This is a genomic window from Acinetobacter sp. PK01 (genome assembly GCF_022819285.1).
Classification (GTDB): Bacteria; Pseudomonadota; Gammaproteobacteria; order Pseudomonadales; family Moraxellaceae; genus Acinetobacter; species Acinetobacter tandoii.
Window position 1 is genome coordinate 1,776,585 of sequence record NZ_CP094643.1, and the last position, 21,645, is coordinate 1,798,229.

Here is a 21,645-nt window from a genome sequence, read left to right on the forward strand (position 1 = left end):
ATAATTTTTAACCCAAAACGCAAAATTTCGTCATAAAATCCAATAAAACGACTAAAAAGTGTTGTCGAAATCAATAAAAACTCCTATAATTCGATTCAAGAACAGACAGGTCTGTCTAGTTCAGGATGTGACTTTGTTGAGCTGATGTAATTTATAATCAATCCAGAGGGTACTTTATAATAATTATAATAAATTATATAAGAAAGGAGATTCCAAGCTCCTCTAAAACATTAATATTTTAGACAGCTTCTGCTCGGGGCCGGCTAAAATATTAATATCAGGGAACTATCAGCGAGGCGTGAATACCATTACGGTATTCACGCTTTTTTATTTGAATGCCCGTTCAAGTGACTTAACTCATCTCACCAAATGGAAGTCTATTTAGACTTCCATGAGCTCAAGCTGAATCAGCTTATAAACGCGTTTCCAATACTCATCAATCTTGACTAAATTCTTATCCATTTGAGCTTGTATGGTCATACCATCCAAAATACTGGCCAATAGACCAGCCAGTTGAGACGACTGATTCACCCCTAATTTTGCTAATGCAAAACGGATACGCTCAGTTAACCATTCTTTATATTCCATAGCGGGTTGCATGGTCGAAGGATAAACCTTGGAAACTTCCTCAACTGCTTTTTGAAACATACATCCATTAAAGTCATCCATTTGAAACCAAGCGTGATACCAGTAAAAAATGGTTTTAATATGGTCTAAATATTCTTCAGCTCGACACTGAGCAATTGCTGCATCTAAAGATTCTTGTAAATTCATATTTCTACGGTGTAAGCACTCTTCAATCAGTTTCGCTTTAGAAGGAAAATATTTATAGAATGTCATTTTAGCGACACCCGATTCACTAATAATTCGATCAATCCCAATCGAGTTATAGCTATAAGAATTGAAAAGATGAAGCGCAGTACTAATAATGTCGTCTTTTTTGGACATGCTATTTACCTACCAAACTTATCTTTAAGCAGAAGTGGGTCAAAATGAAATTAAGAAAGAGCATCTTTTAAAACAAAGAAACGTATGGATTATATTATATCATTATTTACATCAGATGAATAAAATCATACGTAAAGTTTCGTATGTACCTATTCTATAATAATAAATCAGGAAAAGTGAAGTATCTCGTATAAATGTTTATAGCATATTTAACTTTTTTTTAATATGATTAAATTATCCAAAATCTGATATCTCAAACATGAGTACACTTGCTTTTACACAATCAGAAAATGCCCGATTGGAAGCTTTAAATTTTATTCGACATTCGGTTGAGCCTTCTCTATGGCATCAACATGTCGAGCAAGTGAACTTACTCAAACAGTACAGTCTTGAACATCCCTTATTTAAACAAAAAATTCTAGAACGCTTACACAATCAAGCTCTTTCACTAAAACAACTCAAGTTGATTCATATCAATTATTTCGCTGCAATTGTAAAAGTCTTTACCGATGCATTAAGTATGCTTATCTATCAAGCATGTCAATTAGAGCATCACCCCAATATTCATATACAACAGCGTGTACACGCCAAAGCGTATGCACGTTACTTGTTATCATTAAATCTGATTGATGAGTTAGGTTTTAACACCTACCAATTACAACTGAGTTCTCCAAGTAAATCACATTTGGTTTATTTCATGGATCTACTGCACGCTTTAGAAATTGATCCATTTGATGAACAAGAAATATGTAACGAAGCGTATGAACTCAATCAGTTTATTCAGTTACATTTAAACTCATATGAACACCTGCTGCTCATTTTAGCCTGTGCCGAATTACAAGTGATTAAATATAGCGAAGCGTTACGCATCAATTTAGAGAAATATGATTCGCTTTTCACGGAAGGCTATTATGATTGTCACGGTATTGTGGATGATAGCTATAGATTAGCCAATGATGACAATCACGAAGATGATATTTGGTCACTTCTCACTCAAAGCTATCAAGGCAGTCAAAAACCTGAATATCAAACTGTTGTACAAGAATATTTAGATCTTTGGGCAAAATTCTGGAACAAAATGAATTTACTCAGCACTTAATTGCAATGTTATTTCCACATCGACCTATATTTAGTCGATGGCTTTACTGCAAAAATGACTTTCCTTAGAATAAGTACAATTAAAATAAACTTTATAATAAATTCAATGAGTTTTCCAAATCTCAAATTTAAAGAATGTTTACATCCACGCCCAAAACCCAAAGGGATTGATGTGCAATGTAAGTTACAACATTTTGCAATCATTACTTATGCGCTCGATCCTGCACGCTTAAATGCCATCATCCCACCTCGGTTCAAACTCGATACCATTGAATATCAAGGTAAAGAGCAAGCTCTGATGTCGGTTGTGCCATTTATCAATATGGATTTCACTTCTGCAGTTTTTTCTTTTCCCAATTTTACAATGCAACAAACCGATTACCGTGTCTATGTGATTGATCAACACACTCAGGAACGCTGTGTTTGGTTTTTAGGAACAACTTTAGATTCATGGACGCTGATCATCCCACGCTATTTATGGCAACTCCCTTGGCATTCAGCTGAGTTCAATTTTGATTGTCGTCAGGATGAACAAGGAAATTACAACCACTATAAGATGCAAACCCAATCGGCATGGGCAAATGCTGAATTACAACTCACCCAATCTGAACATGATCTGTGGAATTATGCAGGCTTCCCAGATTTAGAAAGTCATTTAGTTTATCTCACCCATCCCCTCGCAGGTTTTTATCATCGTCGTGATGGTCAATTAGGGACTTATCGTGTTTGGCATGATCGTCTACTGTTAAAACCAGCTCAACTGCTTCATGCAAAATTTGACTTGCTTGATCGACTGAATTTAGTTTCGTTTGAAGATCAACTGAATCCGTATAGTTCTCTGATAGAACCGATTAATGAATTTACAATCTATCTTCCACCACAAGTCATTCGGTGAAATAAAATGAGAACTAATTTTTTATTTCACAAATTTACTGCGAACAAAAAACAAGACGAAAGCAAAACAACTCCCCATATAGAAAATAATAAAGAATAATTTTTTATAGTTCTCTTTTTCATACTTTCTTTTAAAATAATCTTCGTTATAAATATCACCACCATCAAGATAGAATGCATATTTTCTGGAATAAAAATCACTTACCACATATTTCACATACACCTCTCTCCCAACATCTTTATAAAATGGACAACCTAACTCTGTAATAGAGCATTCAATAATAATTTTTGAATTATTCTTTTTATCTTTCAACCTCAAAGTTCTATATGATGCAGGTTCAATCCAACTATCTCGACCTGTAAGTGTCCCTAGTGGACGAGTTTTATTTTTTGGAATATCTACTAAATAATACCCCTCTATATAGTTGTTATTGTTAACATAAAGATTGGGGTTTTTATTAAAAAAAGACATCCATGAATAGATAAATGCCCCCACCATCACAAGAAATATCAGATAGAATTCAAATTTTTTACTCGAATAAAAAGCTGCAATTGAATAAAATATACATAGATTAAAAATTAATAAATATGTATTAAAACTATCAAAAAAATAAAACAGAAAATAATTTGAAATAGCAAATAAATACAACCAGTTTTACTTTTAAAAACTTTTGGCATATTTCCTCTTTTTTAAAATTTTATTGATATCTCCAATTTTTCTTCTTTAAATAAAAAAGAAATTCCATTTTTTATTTTTCACTCAACAATACACACATTCTATCCCTGACCATTTAAAAATTTATGGTTTTATAAAAAGTAAATTTGAGAAATTATAGGTAAAAATCAATGAAATATAAATGAATCTTAATAGAAAATTTACAACATAATTCAACTTGTGATGAAATCCACAATCATCACAAGTTACTAGATCGACTATTCAATTCGACGTTACTTATTAACACTCTTCCAAACTACTCACAGTTTTACTGCTATTACGCTCTGCCAAAGCTTGTTTAATCACACGATAACCACCTGTTAAACCAAGAATTGACATAATTAAAGCCACAATTAAATCAGGAATTAAGCTGCCTGTACCGAACACCCCTATTGCAGCAAAAATTACAGCAACATTACCAATTGCATCATTGCGGCTACACAACCAAACCGATTGCATATTGGCATCGCCATCACGGAAGGCATAAAGAATCACGGCTGAAATCATGTTCGCAATTAAAGCCAAAATACCAATCATCCCCATCGTAATGGCTTCGGGTGGAATACCTTGAACATAGCTATAAGCTGTTTTTGTGATGACGATTAGACCAAAACTCGCCATCGTCAAACCTTTCAGTAACGCAACAGTGGCACGCCAATATAAACTTGCACCCAACACCGCCAGTGAAATAGCGTAATTGACTGCATCACCAAAAAAATCGAGTGAATCTGCCCAGAGTGCTGAAGAGTGTGCATAAGCGCCACCAATCAGTTCAACAAAAAACATCGTCAGGTTAATAATCAGTGCAATCCATAAAGCTGTTCTAAATTTACTATTGGGTTTGATTGGTGCGGGTTCATGACTACAGCTACAAGCCATTTCCATACTCCTTGATCTATATTATGCTTATTTAAAACTATGGACTCGCTCTAAGGTCAAGCTATGCAGCATTATTTAATCCACCAACTCGCAAAAAAAACACAATTACCTGTTGATACAGTACGCTTTTATGAAAAAAAACATCTGATTATTCCTAGCTACCGTGCCGAAAATAATTATAAATATTATGATGAAGCAACCTTAAAAAGGCTGCAATTTATCAAACAGTGTCGTGGCTTGGATATGTCTCTTGCCGAAATTCAACAATTGATTGATCTCATTAAACAACCACAACAAGGCTGCCAAGTTGTTGATCAAATGATCGAACAGCATATTTTACAAGTGGAAAAAAACATTGCCGAATTGATCTCATTTCAAAGCCAGTTACAGGAACTACGTCAATCCTGTTCCAGCAATACCACCATTGATCACTGTCAAATTTTGAAAAATCTAGGTTTATCAGAATAAAACCGACTAATTTACTGGGTTGAATCCTTTTTTGATATCCATACAATAAAGTCATATTATTTGTATGCCTTTATTTTGTCATGAGCATTCACCACGTTACTGAACTTCTCTCTCCTGCTGGTTCTTTAAAAAATATGCGCTACGCATTTGCTTATGGAGCCGATGCGGTCTATGCAGGACAACCTCGCTATAGCTTACGTGTTCGTAATAATGAGTTTGATCATGACAACCTCGCCATCGGGATTCAAGAAGCACATAATTTAGGTAAAAAATTTTATGTTGTGGTGAATATTCAACCGCACAACAGTAAACTCAAAAACTTCATTCGTGATTTAGCGCCCGTCATTGCCATGCAGCCTGATGCATTAATTATGTCGGACCCTGGCTTAATTATGATGGTACGCGAGCAATTTCCAGACATGCCTGTGCATCTTTCAGTACAAGCAAATGCTGTGAACTGGGCAACTGTGAAATTCTGGAAAAATATGGGGCTGACTCGCGTGATTTTGTCACGTGAATTGTCCCTAGAAGAAATTGAAGAAATCAAAAACCATGTGCCAGACATGGAAATTGAAGTATTTGTGCATGGTGCTTTGTGCATGGCCTATTCTGGACGTTGCCTCCTTTCAGGCTATATGAATAAACGTGACGCTAATCAAGGGGCTTGTACCAATGCTTGTCGTTGGGATTACAAACTTCACCAAGCCCAAGAAGACGAAACAGGTGATGTAATTCCTGTGCATCAAGTACAAGAAAAGCAGTGTTGCAATAGTGATGTAGATGAACAACATGCAGTAGCACAAAATCAATGTACTGAACCTGTTTTACTACAACGTAATGAAGAAGATATGTTTGCCGCAGAAGAAGACGAACACGGCACATATTTCATGAACTCTAAAGACTTACGAGCAGTACAACATGTTGAGCGTTTGACCCAAATGGGTATTCACTCCCTCAAAATTGAAGGTCGTACCAAATCTTATTTCTACTGCGCACGCACCGCACAAATTTATCGTAAAGCCATTGATGATGCACTGGCAGGTAAACCCTTTGATCCATCACTCATGCTACAACTGGAAGGCTTAGCAAACCGTGGTTATACCGAGGGTTTTTTACGTCGCCATGTCCACAGTGAATACCAAAATTATGAAACAGGTTCTTCACGTTTTGACCATCAACAGTTCTGTGGTGAAGTATTAGAACGTCACGGGGACTATATTAAAATTGATGTGAAGAACCGCTTTGTGGTCGGTGACTCATTGGAACTCATGACCCCGCAAGGCAATATTCAGTTTGTACTGAGCGAAATTTTGGATAAAAAAGGCAATTCTATTCCTGATGCCAAAGGCTCAGGTCATATTGTCGATATTCCTGTGCCTGCCGATATCGATATGCGATATGCCCTGCTGATTCGCAACCTCCCAAACTCTGAAATCGATATTTCAGCTTCGTCATTGGCTTACGTGGCAGGTTAAGTCATGGCTTTGAGAATTACGGATACTTGTATCAATTGTGATATGTGCTTACCAGAATGTCCGAATGAGGCGATTTTTGAAGGACAAAAAGTTTATGAGATTGATGTAGCACGCTGCACAGAATGTGTCGGTTTTTATGAATATCAAACCTGTATGGCGGTCTGCCCAATCGATTGTATTGAAGTTCATCCTGAATACATTGAAAGCAAAGCTACATTGGAGGAGAAATTTAAAGCGCTGAAGATTATTTAAAATAAAACGGTTTTAACCAAATATTGGGGGAAAACAATAAACAATAAAAAAAGGAACATCGGTGTTAGCGTCCTCAGTTCCTATAAAAAGTAAAAAGTTTAATAGCAAGCCAACATAACTCAGTGTATGTTGGCTCTTTTTTATTATTGGCCGGAACGGATCATGTAATCAAAAGCAGATAGAGACGCTTTTGCACCCTCACCCGTCGCAATAATAATTTGCTTGTACGGAACAGTAGTACAATCACCCGCAGCAAATACGCCTTTCACATTAGTTTCATTGCGTTCGTTAATCACAATTTCACCACGTGGAGTAAGTTCAACTGCGCTTTCTTTTAGGAAGTCCGTATTTGGCAATAAACCAATTTGTACGAAAATCCCAGATAACTCAACAGTATGCTCAACATCGGTTGCACGGTCTTTATATTTCAAGCCTGTCACTTGAACACCATCACCAATAACTTCAGTAGATAATGCATTCATGATTACAGTGGCATTTGGCAAGCTATTTAACTTGTCTTGCAACACTTGGTCTGCACGCAGTTTAGTATCAAACTCAACCAAAGTCACGTGCTCAACAATACCTGCCAAGTCAATTGCCGCCTCTACACCAGAGTTACCGCCACCAATCACGGCTACACGTTTACCTTTGAATAATGGACCATCACAGTGTGGGCAATATGCAACACCACGGGTACGGTATTCCGCTTCACCTGGCACATTCATTTCTCTCCAACGCGCACCAGTTGAAAGAATCACTGTTTTCGATTCAAGTTTTGCGCCATTTTCAAGTTCAACAGCCACCAATCCATTTGCTGTTTGATCTGCACCAGTGATTTTATTCACACGTTGCAAATTCATAATGTCTACACCGTATTCACGAACGTGTGCTTCCATATCCTGTGCGAATTTCGGACCAACCGTTTTCTGTACAGTAGTAAAGTTTTCAATATCCATGGTATCCATCACCTGACCACCAAAGCGTTCAGCCACAATACCTGTTTTAATCCCTTTACGTGCCGCGTAAATTGCCGCTGTACCACCCGCAGGGCCACCACCGATTACCAGCACATCAAAAGCATCTTTAGCATTTAACTTGGCTGCTTCTTTCTCAGCAGAATTGGTATCTAGTTTGGCAATGATTTCTTCCAATGTCATACGACCTTGACCGATATGCTGGTCATCTTGGAAAACCATTGGTACTGCCATAATTTTGCGTTGTTCAACTTCGTCTTGGAAGAATGCACCATCAATCATGGTTGCAGTTGAACCTGGATTATAGATGGCAATCAGGTTCAACGCTTGCACGACATCTGGACAGTTGTGGCAGCTTAAAGATACAAACACATCAAAGTTAGATTTAATATTTAAACCTTTAACCTGATTTAGCACCTCTTCAGAAACTTTTGGTGCGTAACCTGATACTTGTAACAATGCAAGAATGAGTGAGGTAAACTCGTGTCCCATTGGCAAGCCCGCGAAGTGTACACGAGGTTGCTCTCCTGCTTTGGCAATTGCAAAACTTGGACGACGTGAATGTTCACCATCAAAGCGTGCTGTCACTTGGTCTGATAACAGCGCAATTTCAGTCACCAACTCTTTAATTTTTTCAGATTTTTCTGAAGCATCTAAAGACGCGATAATTTCAATTGGGCTTTCAAGACGTTCTAAAAGTGTTTTTAATTGCGCAGAAGTATTTTGATCTAACATTGCTAACGACTCCAGTGGAGAGATAATTAAGTTGATGAAGACATCATAGTAAAAAACACGAAATTGGTAAAACAGTTTGTATTTATAAATACAATCGAATTATTAGATAATAGTTCAAAATCTTACATAACATGAATGACTTACCCAGTATTTTTTAAATTTTGCTCAATTCTACGTGTTCTTGCAGAAAAGTACCGTGATAATAAGTAAAGCATTAAACTTAAAATAGAACTTACAATAAATGATGAAATAATAATAACTTGCAAAATATTTTCCCACTTTTGAGCCTGTTCAATTTTTGGAGAAATAGATTTTGCTAAAGGCGTTATAGCCTTACCATAAAGCTGTTGCTGCATCGACCATAATTGTGAAGCACTAAAACCATATTGAATAAAATTAGGGTCGTTTTTCTCGGCATCGACCAAAGTCAACACATAAGGAATCGCAGCATTTTCATCGGCAGGCGAATGTAATAAGGCAATTTGCGCCAGTACGTAAGCTTTGACAGGCGGTGCTAATTGGGTGTGATCTAAATATTGAGCCAATTCACTTTCATGCAAACTGTTTTTATACTCTATTGCAGTTGCATAAGGATCCTCTGCTTCATCATTCCAGTCATATTGAACATAAGTTAGAGTTGACCAAATACATATAAATGCGATGATCCAGCCTACAAATTTCAAGACAAAAGATTGAAAACGAATCGCAAAGAAGCGAAGTTTCTTAAGAAAATGAATAACAAAAAAAGCACCAATAAAAGCACTGGTTATTTTTAAGAACAACCAACCAAACCAAGACAATAAATTAAAAAAGTAATTTGGTGCTTGCCCAAACTGCATCAAAGTACGATCTGCCGATACAGGAATATGCAGTTGTTTAACCTCAAGGCTAATGCCAAACCAACTGTAAAGTATCTCCTGCTGTAGAAAATAACTGATCAAAGCCACAAGTGCCAAACTGGTTGTGAATATACACCACGCCATCAGATGTGTTTGCCGACGCTTTAAAATCTGCACACCTTGTTGAATATTGGCGGTATTGACTGCATATTCATCTTCTAATTTGGACAAGTGACCTCCTACAACAGACTAAAAAAATTTAGCGTTGATTTGACTCTAATACCAACTGACTCAAATTACTTTGTAAATTACGTAACCGCTGTGCTGCCTCTTCTCGCTTCTGCATCCCTTCTTTTTGTACTTGAAGTACGTCATTCACCGTTTGGATTAAGGTATTTTGGACATGCTCAAGGGTGTCGATATCAATCACAGAACGCTGATTGGCACGCGCAGTATCGACTGAATTTTGATGGAGTAAATCGGCATTACGGCGCAGCAAGTCATTGGTCGCATCATCAATCGTGTTTGCCAACTGCACACTATTTTTTTGCTCTTGCAAGGAAATGGCCAAACTAATCTGGTTTTTCCATGCGGGTAATGTAATGTTTTTGATGGCATAAAACTTATCTACCAACATTAAATTATTCGACTGGATAATTCGAATCATAGGCAAAGTCTGCATTGCAGATTGCTGTAACACCTGCAAATCACTGACTCGTTTCTCCAGATTATTCGATAGATGGTTCAAATCATAAATTTTCTGGGTAATGGTCTGATCTTGTTCTTGTGTAGTGAGTTGAGCAATTTGCTGCTGAACTTCATGCTGCTTAATCTTGCCCGCAGCCACATAAACGCCTAATTGCTTATATTCATCTTGTACCGAGTCAAACATGTGTTCGAGTGTTTTAACTCGGTCTTTTAAGCCAGATTGAGACGCTTCAATTTCTTTAACCAAAGCATCAATTTGCTCCTTGGTGGTATTAAAGTGCTGATCAAAACTTTGCTTCGCACCTTTGAATTTACTTAAAATACTGCCCAAAAAGCCTGAATTTTTAGACTGATTCAGAATACTGCTGCTATTTAATTGCTGTGCCACTTGTACAACTTGATTCAACTTTTGTCCCGTAGCATCTAAATCTTTGTTTTGCACCAAATTCAGCAATTCATCTGTATACGTCGACGTTTGCGTTGCAATGTGCTTACCGTATTCAGCAACGCTCTGATGACTCATATCTTCCAATTCCTTGGTTGCCGTCATCACCTCAGCCAAATCTGAAGGTTGTAAACCTAGCTCTTTTAAATTAAGTTGCTGAAACTGTTGTTCTGCCATTTCTGGTGTCATAGCAACAGTTAAATGATTTTGCTCAGAATTGGTCATAATTCACCTAATTTTATGAAGAGTTGCCCGAAGGTTTCTCTAATGATTTTCTTAAAGTTTTAATCAGTTTTTCACGGCTATTATCTAGCTTTAATAGCTCGGAAGTCGAGTCTGTCTGTTGACTTTGTTTGACATGATATTGCCAAGCTGGAATTAACACCTGTTGCGCTTCGGTAAAACGATCAAGTAAACCTAAAGACAGTTGCTGAGAAAGCTGTATTTGCTGCATGGCAATATCATTACTGGCCTGTACAGTTTGCAAACTATAAATTTTCTTGGATAAGCGATCGGAAAATTGATCTAAGGGATGCTGCGTACGTAGCATTTTAGGATACTCATGTACAAACTCTTGTGCCGCAACCACATAATTTGCCATTCTTAACCGTAAGCCCAATAACTGCTGAAATCTTGATTGTGACTTCTGTATTTCTAAGCGTAATTTTTGACTTAAATGCTGGCAACGATCTAACAGTATATCAAGATTTTTATAGTAATCGATTTGTCCTGAACCATGTTCAATGTCTATGCCAAGCCACTTTTGCAAAGCATTAAATCTTCGTTTTTTTAGGTATTTATTCGATTGAGTTAAGGCTTGAATAAGCTCTTCAATACTTTGCCTGAACTGTTGTGTGAGCAATGGATCAACGCCCTGTAACAACACAGCCTGAGCTTGAACAATCTGTTCAGCGTAATTCACCAATAATGCCGGATTATCAAAAATCGGCACCAATTCATTCCGTTGAATAGCTAAAACGTCCTGTCGATTGACCTCTATTTCAGATAAAGGAATCAGTTCAGTAACTTGCATTGCAATTTAGATCATGACCAGTACTTCTCTGTTTTAACATAGCCATTAAAATTATCAACTCTGTATTTTTTATATCAAGGTAAAGCAGCCAATTGTCAGGGTCTAAAATAAACAATAAATAAATTACAATCAGTTAAAAAAGCCATTCCCCGAAAATAACAACAAGCTAAACTTATACATTCATCAAACTGGCTAACTTTTTATTCGCCAAGAGAATAATTCAATAACTCCACAATCTTTCTCCATAATTTTAGTTTAATCTTACGCAACATTACATTTGGAAACATAAAGTTATGGATGCGTTACAGCCTTCTTGGAAGTTTAGTGCACTTACTTTCGCTCTTTTGGGTGTCTCAATTACAGGCTGGGCTGCCGATAACGCACAAGTCGCTACAGCAGAACCTGTACAAGTTCTAAAGACATTAAAGCTCCAAGCAGACTCCTCGGTAAATAAGAATAACGATATTAGTGCGATAGCCAAAACCATTATCAATCGTGAAGAAATGCTGAAATATGGCGATCAATCTGTCAGTGATGCTTTAAGACGCGCAGCAGGTTTTCAAATGCCATCTGCTACTGGCCCGCGTGGTCCAGGCGGTGCATCAGGTATGCGCTTCCGTGGCGGCGGTGCGCCTATTTTCATGATCAATGGTGAACCTATACAAGGCGGGCCTCGTGGGGGAATGTCCATTATTGACACCCTTACGCCAGACATGATTGAGCGTATTGAAATTACCAAGCAGCCGAGTGTCACTCAAGCTTCTGTTGCCGCCTCTGCCATCATTAATATTATTTTAAAAGAACCATTACAAAATTCGCGTCTTGGTGGAACAGCTCGAGTTGGCTATGGATTTAACAGCTCAGGCACTTCAGAAGAAGAGCGCAAAAATATCACTTTACAGATGGATGGGCGTGATAGCCCTTGGTTATATAGCTTATCTGCCAATCAAAATTGGGATGACAGCACTTCAGTAACGGAAACTCAAACAGCAAACCAAACTCGTGTACAAAAAAATATCACTGAACGTAAAGGATCAATGATCAGTCCACGTCTTGAGTATGAAATTGATGACGAAAAGAAAGTCGTGGTAGAGCTATTTTACCGCAATTATGAACGGGATGGATTACGTTCGGACCAAGTTCAACAGGACAAAAATGACAGTATGCGCCTAAATACGCGCTTCGAACGTCAAGTGAATAAGAACTCGGACAAAGTCCGTCTGTCTTATGAAAAACAAAATGAAACTGAACTTACTCGCTCTTCTCTTTCTTCGCTGTATATAGATCAGCAGGTTGAAGAACTAGGTTTAGCATATGACGGTGTCCGCCAATTTGATGAACATCGTCAAATTAAGTTTGGCTTAGATACACGTTCAAGCAGCTTAGAAAGCAATACAGCCGATACATTAGATGAACAGCGTTATGCTCTGTATAGCGAAGGCAGTTGGCGTTTTACCGATCAACAAACTTTGACCGTTGGTTTACGTCAAGAATGGATACACCGTACTGGCTTAGTCGCTTATGACGACCAAAACCTTAGCCCAGTCGTTGCACATCGTTATGATTTTGATGATCATTGGTCACTTCAAACCAATATCAGTCAAGCATTTCGTAGTCCGAAAGCTGCCGATTTATTATCCGCAGTATCTATTTCTACAGACATTGATGCAGGCAGCTTAAATAACCCTGACCGTGGTGGCAATCCATTTTTACGCCCAGAGAAAATCACAGCATATGAGTCCACTTTAGGCTTTAATACCCCTGCGGGTGGTGTCAATGTAACGGGCTTCTATCGTCAAATTGATGACTATATTGAGTCAGTAATTCAACAAGAAAATGGACGTTACGTAAAACGTCCACAGAACCAAGATCATGCAACCACCTATGGTGTCGAGCTCTCTGGACGTTACGCATTAAAACAAACTGCTCAAGGGCATTCATGGATGCTTAACGGTCAACTCTCGACTATTCGTGCCAAAGTCGAAGATGATATGACGCATCAAGATCGCTTAGTCAGTGATGTTGCACCTTATTCAGCCAGTATGGGGCTTTCTTATAACTATCAGCCATGGCAACTTTCGACCAGTGCCAATCTCAGCTATACCCCAGAGTTTACCCGCGCTTTAGAAAATCAACCTTATAATCGTACCAGTAACGAACGAGTCAATCTGGATATCAGTGCAACTAAACGCTTTAAGCAAGGCTGGTCAACCAGCTTAAGTGCCCGCAATCTGCTCAGCACTGACTATAAAGAACGCCTGAATTATCAATCTGATGGCAGTCTGTATGAAGCACGTACAAGTCTAGCCATTCCTAGTGTATTGTTCAGCTTAGAAAAGAAATTTTAAATAATTCATTATGTGAATCTAAAAAACCATCAAGTGACTAAAACGGCTTGATGGTTTTTCATTCTTAAACTTATTTCATTTATTTAAAACACAATTGCTTGTTTCTCTTTTAATTCGACATAAAAAACATCCTCTCATTATTCAAGCCAATAACCCTGAATATGAAAGGATATTTTCGAATTTATAAAGCTAAGCCAAAAATGCAGGCTTCTAGGCTACAACATTAAGCAACGTGCTTTTGAACCAAAATTGATCCAACAGAATAACCCGCACCAAACGAGCAGAGTACGCCATATTCACCATCATTCACTTCGTGTGCAGAACGATGTAATGCAATAATCACACCTGCTGATGAAGTATTGGCAAACTCATCAAGAATAATAGGAACTAAACTTGGGTCTGCTTCAGCCGCTTCTTTACCTACAACTAATTTCAGAATCAGTTCATTCATATTCTGATTGGCTTGATGTAACCAGAAACGCTTCACCTGCTCAGGTTTAATCTGATTCTTCTCTAGCTGATTTGAAATCATTTTCGCCACAAGTGGACAAACTTCTTTAAACACTTTACGTCCATCTTGACGGAATTGCTTATCATCACGTGAAGTGAGTTCAGAGCCGTTCAAGAAGCCAAAGTTATTACGAATGTTATTCGAAAATTGCGTAAACAAATCTGTATCTAAAATTTCAAAGCCTGTTTTCGTCTCTGTATTTTCAACAATTGAAGCTGTTGCAACATCACCAAAAATAAAGTGACAATCACGTGAACGGAAATCGGTATGACCCGAAGTTAACTCAACATTCACTAACAATACACGACGTGCGCCAGACTTAATGGCATCATAAGCTTGTTTCAAACCAAACGTCGCTGCTGAACACGCCACATTCATATCATAGGCATAACCTTGAATACCCAGTGCCGTCTGAATTTCAATGGCAACGGCTGGATAAGCACGTTGTAAATTTGAACATGCTAAAATCACCACATCGATGTCTTCTGCAGTGACACCTGCATTTTCCATCGCTTGCTTTGCAGCAATCACACCCCACTCTGCTTGAAGAGATAACTCATCATCACTACGTTCTTCTAAACGTGGACGTAAACGGGTTGGATCAAGTACACCTGTTTTTTCAACCACATAACGACGTTTTACACCAGATGCCTTTTCAATAAACTCGGCACTAGAACCACGGCGTGCTTCTAACTCGCCTGCTGCAATTTGTTCAGCATGGTCTTGGTTATACTGTTCCACATAAGCATTTAGACTTTCGACTAGCTCTTCATTGGTAATGACGTGTTCTGGGTGGAACAAGCCTGTACCTGTAATACGGATGCCCATGTAAAACTCCTTCTCTGAATTCGCTCAATTTTAACCGATACTAAGACGTTCCCATAGCTTTTGTAGCCGTGTCGCAGAAATAGGCATCTTGGTTTTCATCGGTTGAGAAAACAGCGAAATACGCAACTCTTCGATCATGAAATACAATTCTTTCAAACGAACGTCATTTTTAAATTGAAATAATTTATCCATCCACGGATCAATCTGCCCAATGGCAGTAACATCTCGCTGTAGATTATTGGGCAAACGCTCCAAACGCAATAGCAAAGCGGCTAAATAACGTGGATACTCAGTCCACACATCTACAGGTTTGCTATAGACAAAATTCGCCAACTGCATTAAGTCTAGCTGATCTTCAATATCATCCATACTACGGCCAAAAATATCAGCATCTAGCATTAATAATTTCTGACGTATGCTCTGCCACTGAATAAAAATATCACTCATAATTTTTAACGCGTGTTGACCCTGCGTTAAAAAGTTTTGCTTAACCGTTAAGAGTAATTGCTGAAATTCAGCTTGATTAATTGGCAGCTCCGTAATGGACAATTGCAGCGTTGCATAGACCAGCATCTGTTCCAACTGTGCTTTGTCTCCCAATGGCGAATATGCTAATGCCATCGGCTTGGAAATTTGCTTTTTCAATTGACGAACCAAATCCCCCAATTGCAAATGTATCAGACGAATAATGCCTTCTCGATGCTGCTTAATCGCTTCAGTCTGATCATTGAAGGTCTGAATCACAATGCCTGAATCATCTTTAACATCTAACTTTGCAAAAACTTTAACAGGAACCAAGGCTTGATATTGTTTAACCACAACACCTGTAACCTTGTGCGAAGCTTCAAATACAAAATCTTCAGGGAAACTTTGGAACTGTCCTTTGGTTTGCTTGACAGGGCTATGAGTTTCGGTACGGCAACGCGCTTTTAATTCAGCTAAATTACGCCCTTTTTCAATCACACGTCCTTTTTCATCAATCACTTTAATGAAAGGCAGCAAATATTGATCAATTTTTTCAAAAGAAAAATCTTTTTCGGTAATCTGTTCGCCACGGAGTTGAAATGCCAAAAAGCCAAATAAATGCTCACGTAGATGTACCGCATCTATACGCTGCATGATTTTTTTCGCAGTATCTGGTATTGGAACCAGATTACGACGTTTATCTTTTGGCAAGGCTTTTAATAAGGCTTCAATTAAGTCCTGTCGCCAACCTGGAATTCCCCAAGACCAAATGTTTTCATCTACTTGTGGTAAAGCCTGCACAGGTATTTTAACCGTAGCCCCATCTTCATCATGGCTTGGGTCAAAACGATAACTCGCGGCTAAACGCAACTCACCATTATGCAAATAATCTGGGAACTGTTGTGTCGTTGGACGATCATTCAGCCATAGCGCATCATCTTCTACAAACAAAAAACGTGGCTGTGCTGGCTCAATGGTGGCGCGCCAATCTTCAAAACTACGACGACTGGCAATTTCAACAGGTACTTTTGCTGCATAGAACTGATAAATCGTTTCTTCATCTACGACCAAATCACGTCGACGCAATTTGTCTTCGACCCGCTCTACCTCTTCCAATTTTAATAAATTATGTTTTAAAAATGGCGGAAGTATGCCCAGATTACCTGTCGTCAAAGCATCTCTAAGAAAAATTTCATGGGCAGCGAGATGATCAACTTTTTCATAATTGATCATTCGTTTTGGCTCAATAATCAAACCAAACAATGAAATCTGCGCATAGGCATTCACGATACCTGCTTTTTTCGACCAGTGCGGTTCAAAATAATGGTATTTCAGCAAATCACGTGCAGCCAAGAGAATCCACTCAGGTTCAATCCTTGCCAGCGTACGCAAATAAACCTGTGAGGTTTCCACCATTTCAAACGCCATAATCCACGGCGTATTGCTCTTGTGTAAGGTCGAAGCAGGAAATACCCGTGCTTTCTGTTGACGAACTGCCATAAAAACGTTGCGCTCATCAGTTTTATTGGCAATAAACGACAATAAACCCGTCAATAAAGCACGATGCAAGTTTTCATAACTGGCTTTTTTATCATTAAAGGAAAGATTAAGACCTTTCGCCAAATCCAGTAATTGCTCATGAGTTTTTTTCCACTCACGTAAACGCAACCAGCTCAAAAAATGCTGACGAGCAAAAGTACGACGCTTGTTCTCACTCATTGACTCGACAGGATCATGAATCGCTTCCCACAACTTTAAATAAAACAGGAAGTCAGAGTCCGCTTCACGAAATAATGCATGCTTTTGATCTGCCTGCATTTGCTTATCCGCAGGGCGCTCACGTGGATCTTGTACCGCCAAAGCCGCCACAATAATCAACACTTCATTTAAAACGCCAAAATGTGCTCCGCCCAAAATCATACGGGCTAAACGAGGATCAATTGGCATTTTTGCCATTTGTTGACCAATTTTGGTGAGAGAGTCTCCCCCAGCGCCTTTTTTAGAAAGAGCGGCTTTTTCAAATCCTTCTTGATCAACCGAGGTTTTAGGCGCATTTTTTTCAGTCATTGCACCCAGTTCAACCAAGAGCTTACGACCGTCATTCACAAGCCTGTGATCTGGCGGTTCAATAAAATCAAAGGCTTCGAGTGAACCTAAACCCAGACTTTGCATTTGCAAAATCACCGAAGCCAAGTTGGTGCGTTTAATTTCGGGTTCAGTAAATTCAGGACGGCTTAAAAAGTCTTCTTCACTATATAAACGAATACAGACCCCAGGTGCGATACGTCCACAACGCCCTTTACGCTGATTGGCTGCCGCCTGTGAAATTGCTTCAATAGGTAAACGCTGCACACGAGAGCGATAGTTATAACGTGAAATACGGGCAAAACCGCTATCAATCACATAGCGAATATTCGGGACAGTCAAAGCTGTTTCGGCTACGTTGGTCGCAATAATAATACGTCGACCACCACCTGAAGAATTAAAAATCTTTTGTTGATCTGCCAAAGCCAAACGCGCATAGAGCGGTAAAATTTCGGTATGGCGTGGGCCATGCTTCTGTAAAGTTTCTTGTAATTCTCGAATTTCCTGCTCTGTACTGGCAAAAATCAGAATATCAGCATGCTCAGGATGACCTTTTTCCTGCGCATCTTGAAAACATTCTTCTACCGCTTGTACTACAGCACGTGGCAGATTCTCTTCAAAATCATCAAATTCATCATCATCACTGCCGCCAATGCTCAACTCGGAAATTGGACGATAACGCACTTCGACTGGAAAGCTACGCCCTTCGACTTCAAAAATTGGCGCACCATGAAAATATTGGCTAAAGCGTTGCACATCTAAGGTTGCAGAGGTCACAATGACTTTCAAATCAGGGCGTTTCGGCAATAATTGCTTTAAGTACCCCATAATAAAGTCAATATTGAGAGAGCGCTCATGTGCCTCATCAATAATAATCGTATCGTATTTACTTAAATAACGGTCATGCGAAAGCTCCGCCAGTAAAATACCATCCGTCATTAAGCGTACAATTGAGTCTTGTGAGCCTTGTTCATTAAAACGAACTTTAAAACTAATCGATTCTCCGAGCTTCTCGCCCACTTCTTCAGCAATACGCTGTGAAACGCTGCGAGCGGCCAAACGACGTGGCTGGGTATGACCAATCATGCCGGTCAAACCACGTCCCGCCAGCATGGCAATTTGCGGTAACTGCGTGGTTTTACCTGAACCAGTTTCCCCCGCGACAATAATGACTTGATGCTGTTGAATCGCAGCCATCAATTGTTCAGCAGACTGTGTAACTGGTAAGTCTTGGTTCAGTTTAATTTGAGGCAGACGTGCAAAACGCGCACGTACTTTAAGATTAGACTGTTCAAACAGCTCTTGGTATTGCTGTGGATCACCATCTTTGCTACGGCGTAGTCGATTTAAACGATGACGGTCGCGGGCCATAACCCATTGATCGATATTTAAATGACTTTGCACAGATGATTTATCCCAATAAAAATTTGAATCGTCCATTTTACGCCTTAAGCGGTCATAGAGAAAGCCTCTTCAACGTGATCGCCAATCTGCCCAAGAAATATGGTTATATTTCACTCCCTTTCATACCTTCATATCTAAGGTAAAAACCTGAATATAGAGGTGAAGCACTAGTTTATTGCGAGATTGCAGACTTGAATTTGTCAGAAAAATAAGCAACTACATCTATATAAAATATCTTTTTTCAATTTTAGCCTTGAAATTCGAGCCAGATGACTGCATGTTGAATAACGATTTAAATACGACAATTTGATTGTGACGTATTGTCATTTTTTCATCATCTGTTTCATTTGTAATACATGATGATGATATTGAGTGAAATGGTATTTAAATTACTCATTCGGTTTTTCCGATGCTTGTAATGTAAAAATACTGTTTCAGCAATAATTAAAATTTCGATATTCTACTTCCAAATTCAAAGACTAACCTCAATCATGGAGACAATGATGAGCTTAATTAATACCGAAGTTAAACCATTTAAAGCACAAGCTTACTTGAACGGTCAGTTCATTGAAGTTACAGAAGCTGATCTTAAAGGCAAATGGTCTGTAGTATTCTTCTATCCAGCAGACTTCACTTTTGTATGCCCAACTGAGCTTGGTGACCTTGCTGACAACTACGCTGAATTCAAAAAATTAGGCGTTGAAATCTATGCAGTTTCTACTGACACGCATTTCACACACAAAGCTTGGCACGATTCTTCTGCTGAAATTAAGAAAATTGAATACCCAATGGTTGGTGACCCAACTTGGACGCTTGCTAAAAACTTCGAAGTATTAATTGAATCTGCTGGTCTTGCTGACCGTGGTACTTTTGTGATCGACCCAGAAGGCAAAATCCAAATCGTTGAAATCAACGCTGGTGGTATTGGCCGTGACGCTCAAGAACTTCTTCGCAAAGTTAAAGCAGCTCAATACGTTCACGCTCACCCAGGTGAAGTATGCCCTGCTAAATGGAAAGAAGGCGACGCAACTCTTGCTCCGTCTATCGACCTAGTAGGTAAAATCTAATTTTTTAAAAATTAGATTGAATCAAAAAACCACGCCTTAAGCGTGGTTTTTTTACAATTAAATTTCATGTAATTTTATTTAGAAAATATTTGAAGTCCCTGTAATTTCTGCTATACATTGAAGTAAGCCTTTTGTTTTATTTACCTTGAATTAAACAGAAAGGTCTATTGAGTTTATTCACAAATTCAAGGAGGTATGTATGGGAATAATGCTTGCCGTGACTTCTTGGAAATACAATGCGACTTCAAGATACTTAAAAATTTTTTATAATAATGGTTCTGGAGAACTCTACCACCCTGTGCCCCAATTTGTTTACGCCAACATGCTACGTTGTAGTGATAAAGCCGCTTTTGTACACAAATACCTAGAATACGACTTGCACTTCACACGCATTACCATCCAATAAATAACAATAAAAAAATCAGGGTAAGCCCTGATTTTTCATACGAAGTCTGCATGTTCGCTTAAACATCATAATCTTTTGCAGTAATAACCAATAAACCTGCACCTAAAGGTAAGGTGGATAATAAATAGTTACCTTCTTCTTTTACCAAATGGGTAAATGCTTTTACTTCTTCTGCATGTGAAATGACATTATCAACGATTAAAACGCCGCCTTGTTTAGATAACAATCGTTTTAAATCAGACCAATAGTCCACATAGGCATCACGTTCTGCATCAAGTAGAATCAAATCATATTTTTCGGTACATTCTGCTAAATAATCTTTGGCATCTCCTACCCAGAACTGGATTAATGGGTCCAAACCAAATTCTTGCGCAAACTGCTGCGCCTGTTGACTGCGTACAGCATCAATTTCTAAGGTAGTAAGCTGTCCTTGTGTAACTTGTAAGGCATCTGCCAGCCACAAGGTCGAATAACCCGTAGATGTTCCTATTTCTAAGACTTTCTTCGATTTCTGAATTCGAATCTGCATCGCTAAAAAGTGAGCAGAATCAGGTTCAATATTGCGGTAACGCTGTAATCGATCTTTTTGAGTGTCATCATGCTTTTTAAAAGAAACATATAAATCATTTATTCTTGCTTTAAATTGTTGACTCATACTCATCGAGACATTCCATTTTTAAATTGGCTATACGTTAAATTTCATTTTTTATTTCATGTTCTATTCATATAGCAGTTTTTTGTATCAAATTAAAGCGAGGAACAGTTTTTCCATCTTCTAAAGTGACTTGCTCGGTAAACATGCTTAAAGGACGCACCCATAAAGAATAATCGCCATATAAGCATTGATAGACCACCAACTTTTCTTCTGTTTCACTATGTGTTGCGACAGAAAATACCTGATACAACTGACCTTTATAATGTTGATAAATACCACGTTCTAACATCGTTGGACTCTACAATAATCTATGATGTCTCATGCTAAATGATTCAACCAGATTTGGAAATTCAATCTATTGAGGATGTTGTATTTTTATGCTGATCTAATTCAAAACTATCCAGTAAAAGACT

General features: G+C 38.4%; 19 protein-coding genes. 8 read left to right on the forward strand and 11 right to left on the reverse strand.

Features of this window, described 5'->3' with window-relative positions; genetic code table 11:
* Positions 1-381: 381 nt before the first annotated feature.
* On the reverse strand, positions 382-948 hold the full coding sequence (locus MP622_RS08465; RefSeq protein WP_104440858.1) for a TetR/AcrR family transcriptional regulator: 567 nt from the start codon (positions 946-948) through the stop codon (positions 382-384).
* 259 nt (positions 949-1,207) lie between these two features.
* On the opposite strand from MP622_RS08465, the gene MP622_RS08470 reads away from it, so the two are divergent.
* Entirely contained in the window at positions 1,208-2,047 is an 840-nt protein-coding gene (locus tag MP622_RS08470) for a hypothetical protein (protein ID WP_044739423.1), read from the forward strand.
* 105 nt (positions 2,048-2,152) lie between these two features.
* Positions 2,153-2,941 carry a DUF2071 domain-containing protein gene (locus tag MP622_RS08475; RefSeq protein WP_243790475.1) on the forward strand — a complete coding sequence of 263 codons (789 nt, stop codon included), beginning with the start codon at positions 2,153-2,155 and terminating at the stop codon, positions 2,939-2,941.
* A 21-nt stretch (positions 2,942-2,962) separates the two neighbouring features.
* Here MP622_RS08475 and MP622_RS08480 read toward each other — a convergent pair whose 3' ends face one another.
* Both MP622_RS08480 and MP622_RS08485 read right to left on the reverse strand, forming a co-directional pair.
* Positions 2,963-3,442: a hypothetical protein gene (locus MP622_RS08480; protein ID WP_243790477.1), complete on the reverse strand. Its 480-nt coding sequence runs from the start codon at positions 3,440-3,442 to the stop codon at positions 2,963-2,965.
* A gap of 453 nt (positions 3,443-3,895) precedes the next feature.
* A complete protein-coding gene (locus MP622_RS08485; protein ID WP_243790478.1) occupies positions 3,896-4,534 on the reverse strand; it encodes a cation transporter in 639 nt (212 codons plus the stop codon).
* 63 nt (positions 4,535-4,597) lie between these two features.
* On the opposite strand from MP622_RS08485, the gene MP622_RS08490 reads away from it, so the two are divergent.
* The 3 genes from MP622_RS08490 to MP622_RS08500 all read left to right on the forward strand — a co-directional run bounded on the left by MP622_RS08490 (position 4,598) and on the right by MP622_RS08500 (position 6,729).
* Positions 4,598-5,002, forward strand: coding sequence for a Cd(II)/Pb(II)-responsive transcriptional regulator (locus MP622_RS08490; RefSeq protein WP_044739419.1), 405 nt, complete (start codon positions 4,598-4,600; stop codon positions 5,000-5,002).
* Positions 5,003-5,082: 80 nt separating this feature from the next.
* On the forward strand, positions 5,083-6,477 hold the full coding sequence (gene yegQ / locus MP622_RS08495) for a tRNA 5-hydroxyuridine modification protein YegQ (RefSeq protein ID WP_243790480.1): 1,395 nt from the start codon (positions 5,083-5,085) through the stop codon (positions 6,475-6,477).
* Positions 6,478-6,480: 3 nt separating this feature from the next.
* Positions 6,481-6,729 (forward strand): YfhL family 4Fe-4S dicluster ferredoxin, encoded by a 249-nt coding sequence (locus MP622_RS08500; RefSeq protein WP_243790482.1) that lies wholly within the window; start codon positions 6,481-6,483, stop codon positions 6,727-6,729.
* Positions 6,730-6,872: 143 nt separating this feature from the next.
* Here MP622_RS08500 and ahpF read toward each other — a convergent pair whose 3' ends face one another.
* From ahpF to MP622_RS08520, 4 genes are all read right to left on the reverse strand, one after another.
* Entirely contained in the window at positions 6,873-8,438 is a 1,566-nt protein-coding gene (ahpF, locus tag MP622_RS08505) for an alkyl hydroperoxide reductase subunit F (protein WP_243790483.1), read from the reverse strand.
* A gap of 140 nt (positions 8,439-8,578) precedes the next feature.
* A complete protein-coding gene (locus tag MP622_RS08510) occupies positions 8,579-9,508 on the reverse strand; it encodes a hypothetical protein (protein ID WP_044739415.1) in 930 nt (309 codons plus the stop codon).
* A 28-nt stretch (positions 9,509-9,536) separates the two neighbouring features.
* A complete protein-coding gene (locus MP622_RS08515) occupies positions 9,537-10,655 on the reverse strand; it encodes a toxic anion resistance protein (protein ID WP_243790485.1) in 1,119 nt (372 codons plus the stop codon).
* Positions 10,656-10,668: 13 nt separating this feature from the next.
* A complete protein-coding gene (locus MP622_RS08520) occupies positions 10,669-11,463 on the reverse strand; it encodes a tellurium resistance protein (protein WP_243790487.1) in 795 nt (264 codons plus the stop codon).
* A 293-nt stretch (positions 11,464-11,756) separates the two neighbouring features.
* Between MP622_RS08520 and MP622_RS08525 the strand changes: the two genes are divergently transcribed.
* Entirely contained in the window at positions 11,757-13,811 is a 2,055-nt protein-coding gene (locus MP622_RS08525) for a TonB-dependent receptor (RefSeq protein WP_243790489.1), read from the forward strand.
* Between the two features lie 223 nt (positions 13,812-14,034).
* Here MP622_RS08525 and MP622_RS08530 read toward each other — a convergent pair whose 3' ends face one another.
* Together MP622_RS08530 and hrpA are read right to left on the reverse strand one after the other, a co-directional pair.
* A complete protein-coding gene (locus MP622_RS08530) occupies positions 14,035-15,150 on the reverse strand; it encodes a beta-ketoacyl-ACP synthase III (protein WP_016167446.1) in 1,116 nt (371 codons plus the stop codon).
* A gap of 30 nt (positions 15,151-15,180) precedes the next feature.
* Positions 15,181-19,104, reverse strand: a complete 3,924-nt coding sequence (hrpA, locus tag MP622_RS08535; protein ID WP_243793490.1) for an ATP-dependent RNA helicase HrpA — start codon at positions 19,102-19,104, stop codon at positions 15,181-15,183.
* Positions 19,105-19,607: 503 nt separating this feature from the next.
* Between hrpA and ahpC the strand changes: the two genes are divergently transcribed.
* Together ahpC and MP622_RS08545 are read left to right on the forward strand one after the other, a co-directional pair.
* Positions 19,608-20,171 carry an alkyl hydroperoxide reductase subunit C gene (ahpC, locus tag MP622_RS08540; protein ID WP_016167444.1) on the forward strand — a complete coding sequence of 188 codons (564 nt, stop codon included), beginning with the start codon at positions 19,608-19,610 and terminating at the stop codon, positions 20,169-20,171.
* Positions 20,172-20,370: 199 nt separating this feature from the next.
* Complete coding sequence (locus MP622_RS08545) at positions 20,371-20,577, forward strand: KTSC domain-containing protein (protein WP_016167443.1); 207 nt, start codon at positions 20,371-20,373, stop codon at positions 20,575-20,577.
* A 58-nt stretch (positions 20,578-20,635) separates the two neighbouring features.
* On the opposite strand, the gene MP622_RS08550 is transcribed toward MP622_RS08545, so the two are convergent.
* Together MP622_RS08550 and MP622_RS08555 are read right to left on the reverse strand one after the other, a co-directional pair.
* A complete protein-coding gene (locus MP622_RS08550) occupies positions 20,636-21,238 on the reverse strand; it encodes a class I SAM-dependent methyltransferase (protein ID WP_243790491.1) in 603 nt (200 codons plus the stop codon).
* A 61-nt stretch (positions 21,239-21,299) separates the two neighbouring features.
* The gene (locus MP622_RS08555; protein ID WP_016167441.1) at positions 21,300-21,521 is read right to left on the reverse strand and encodes a DUF1653 domain-containing protein; all 222 of its coding nucleotides are present in this window, start codon (positions 21,519-21,521) and stop codon (positions 21,300-21,302) included.
* Positions 21,522-21,645 lie beyond the last annotated feature (124 nt).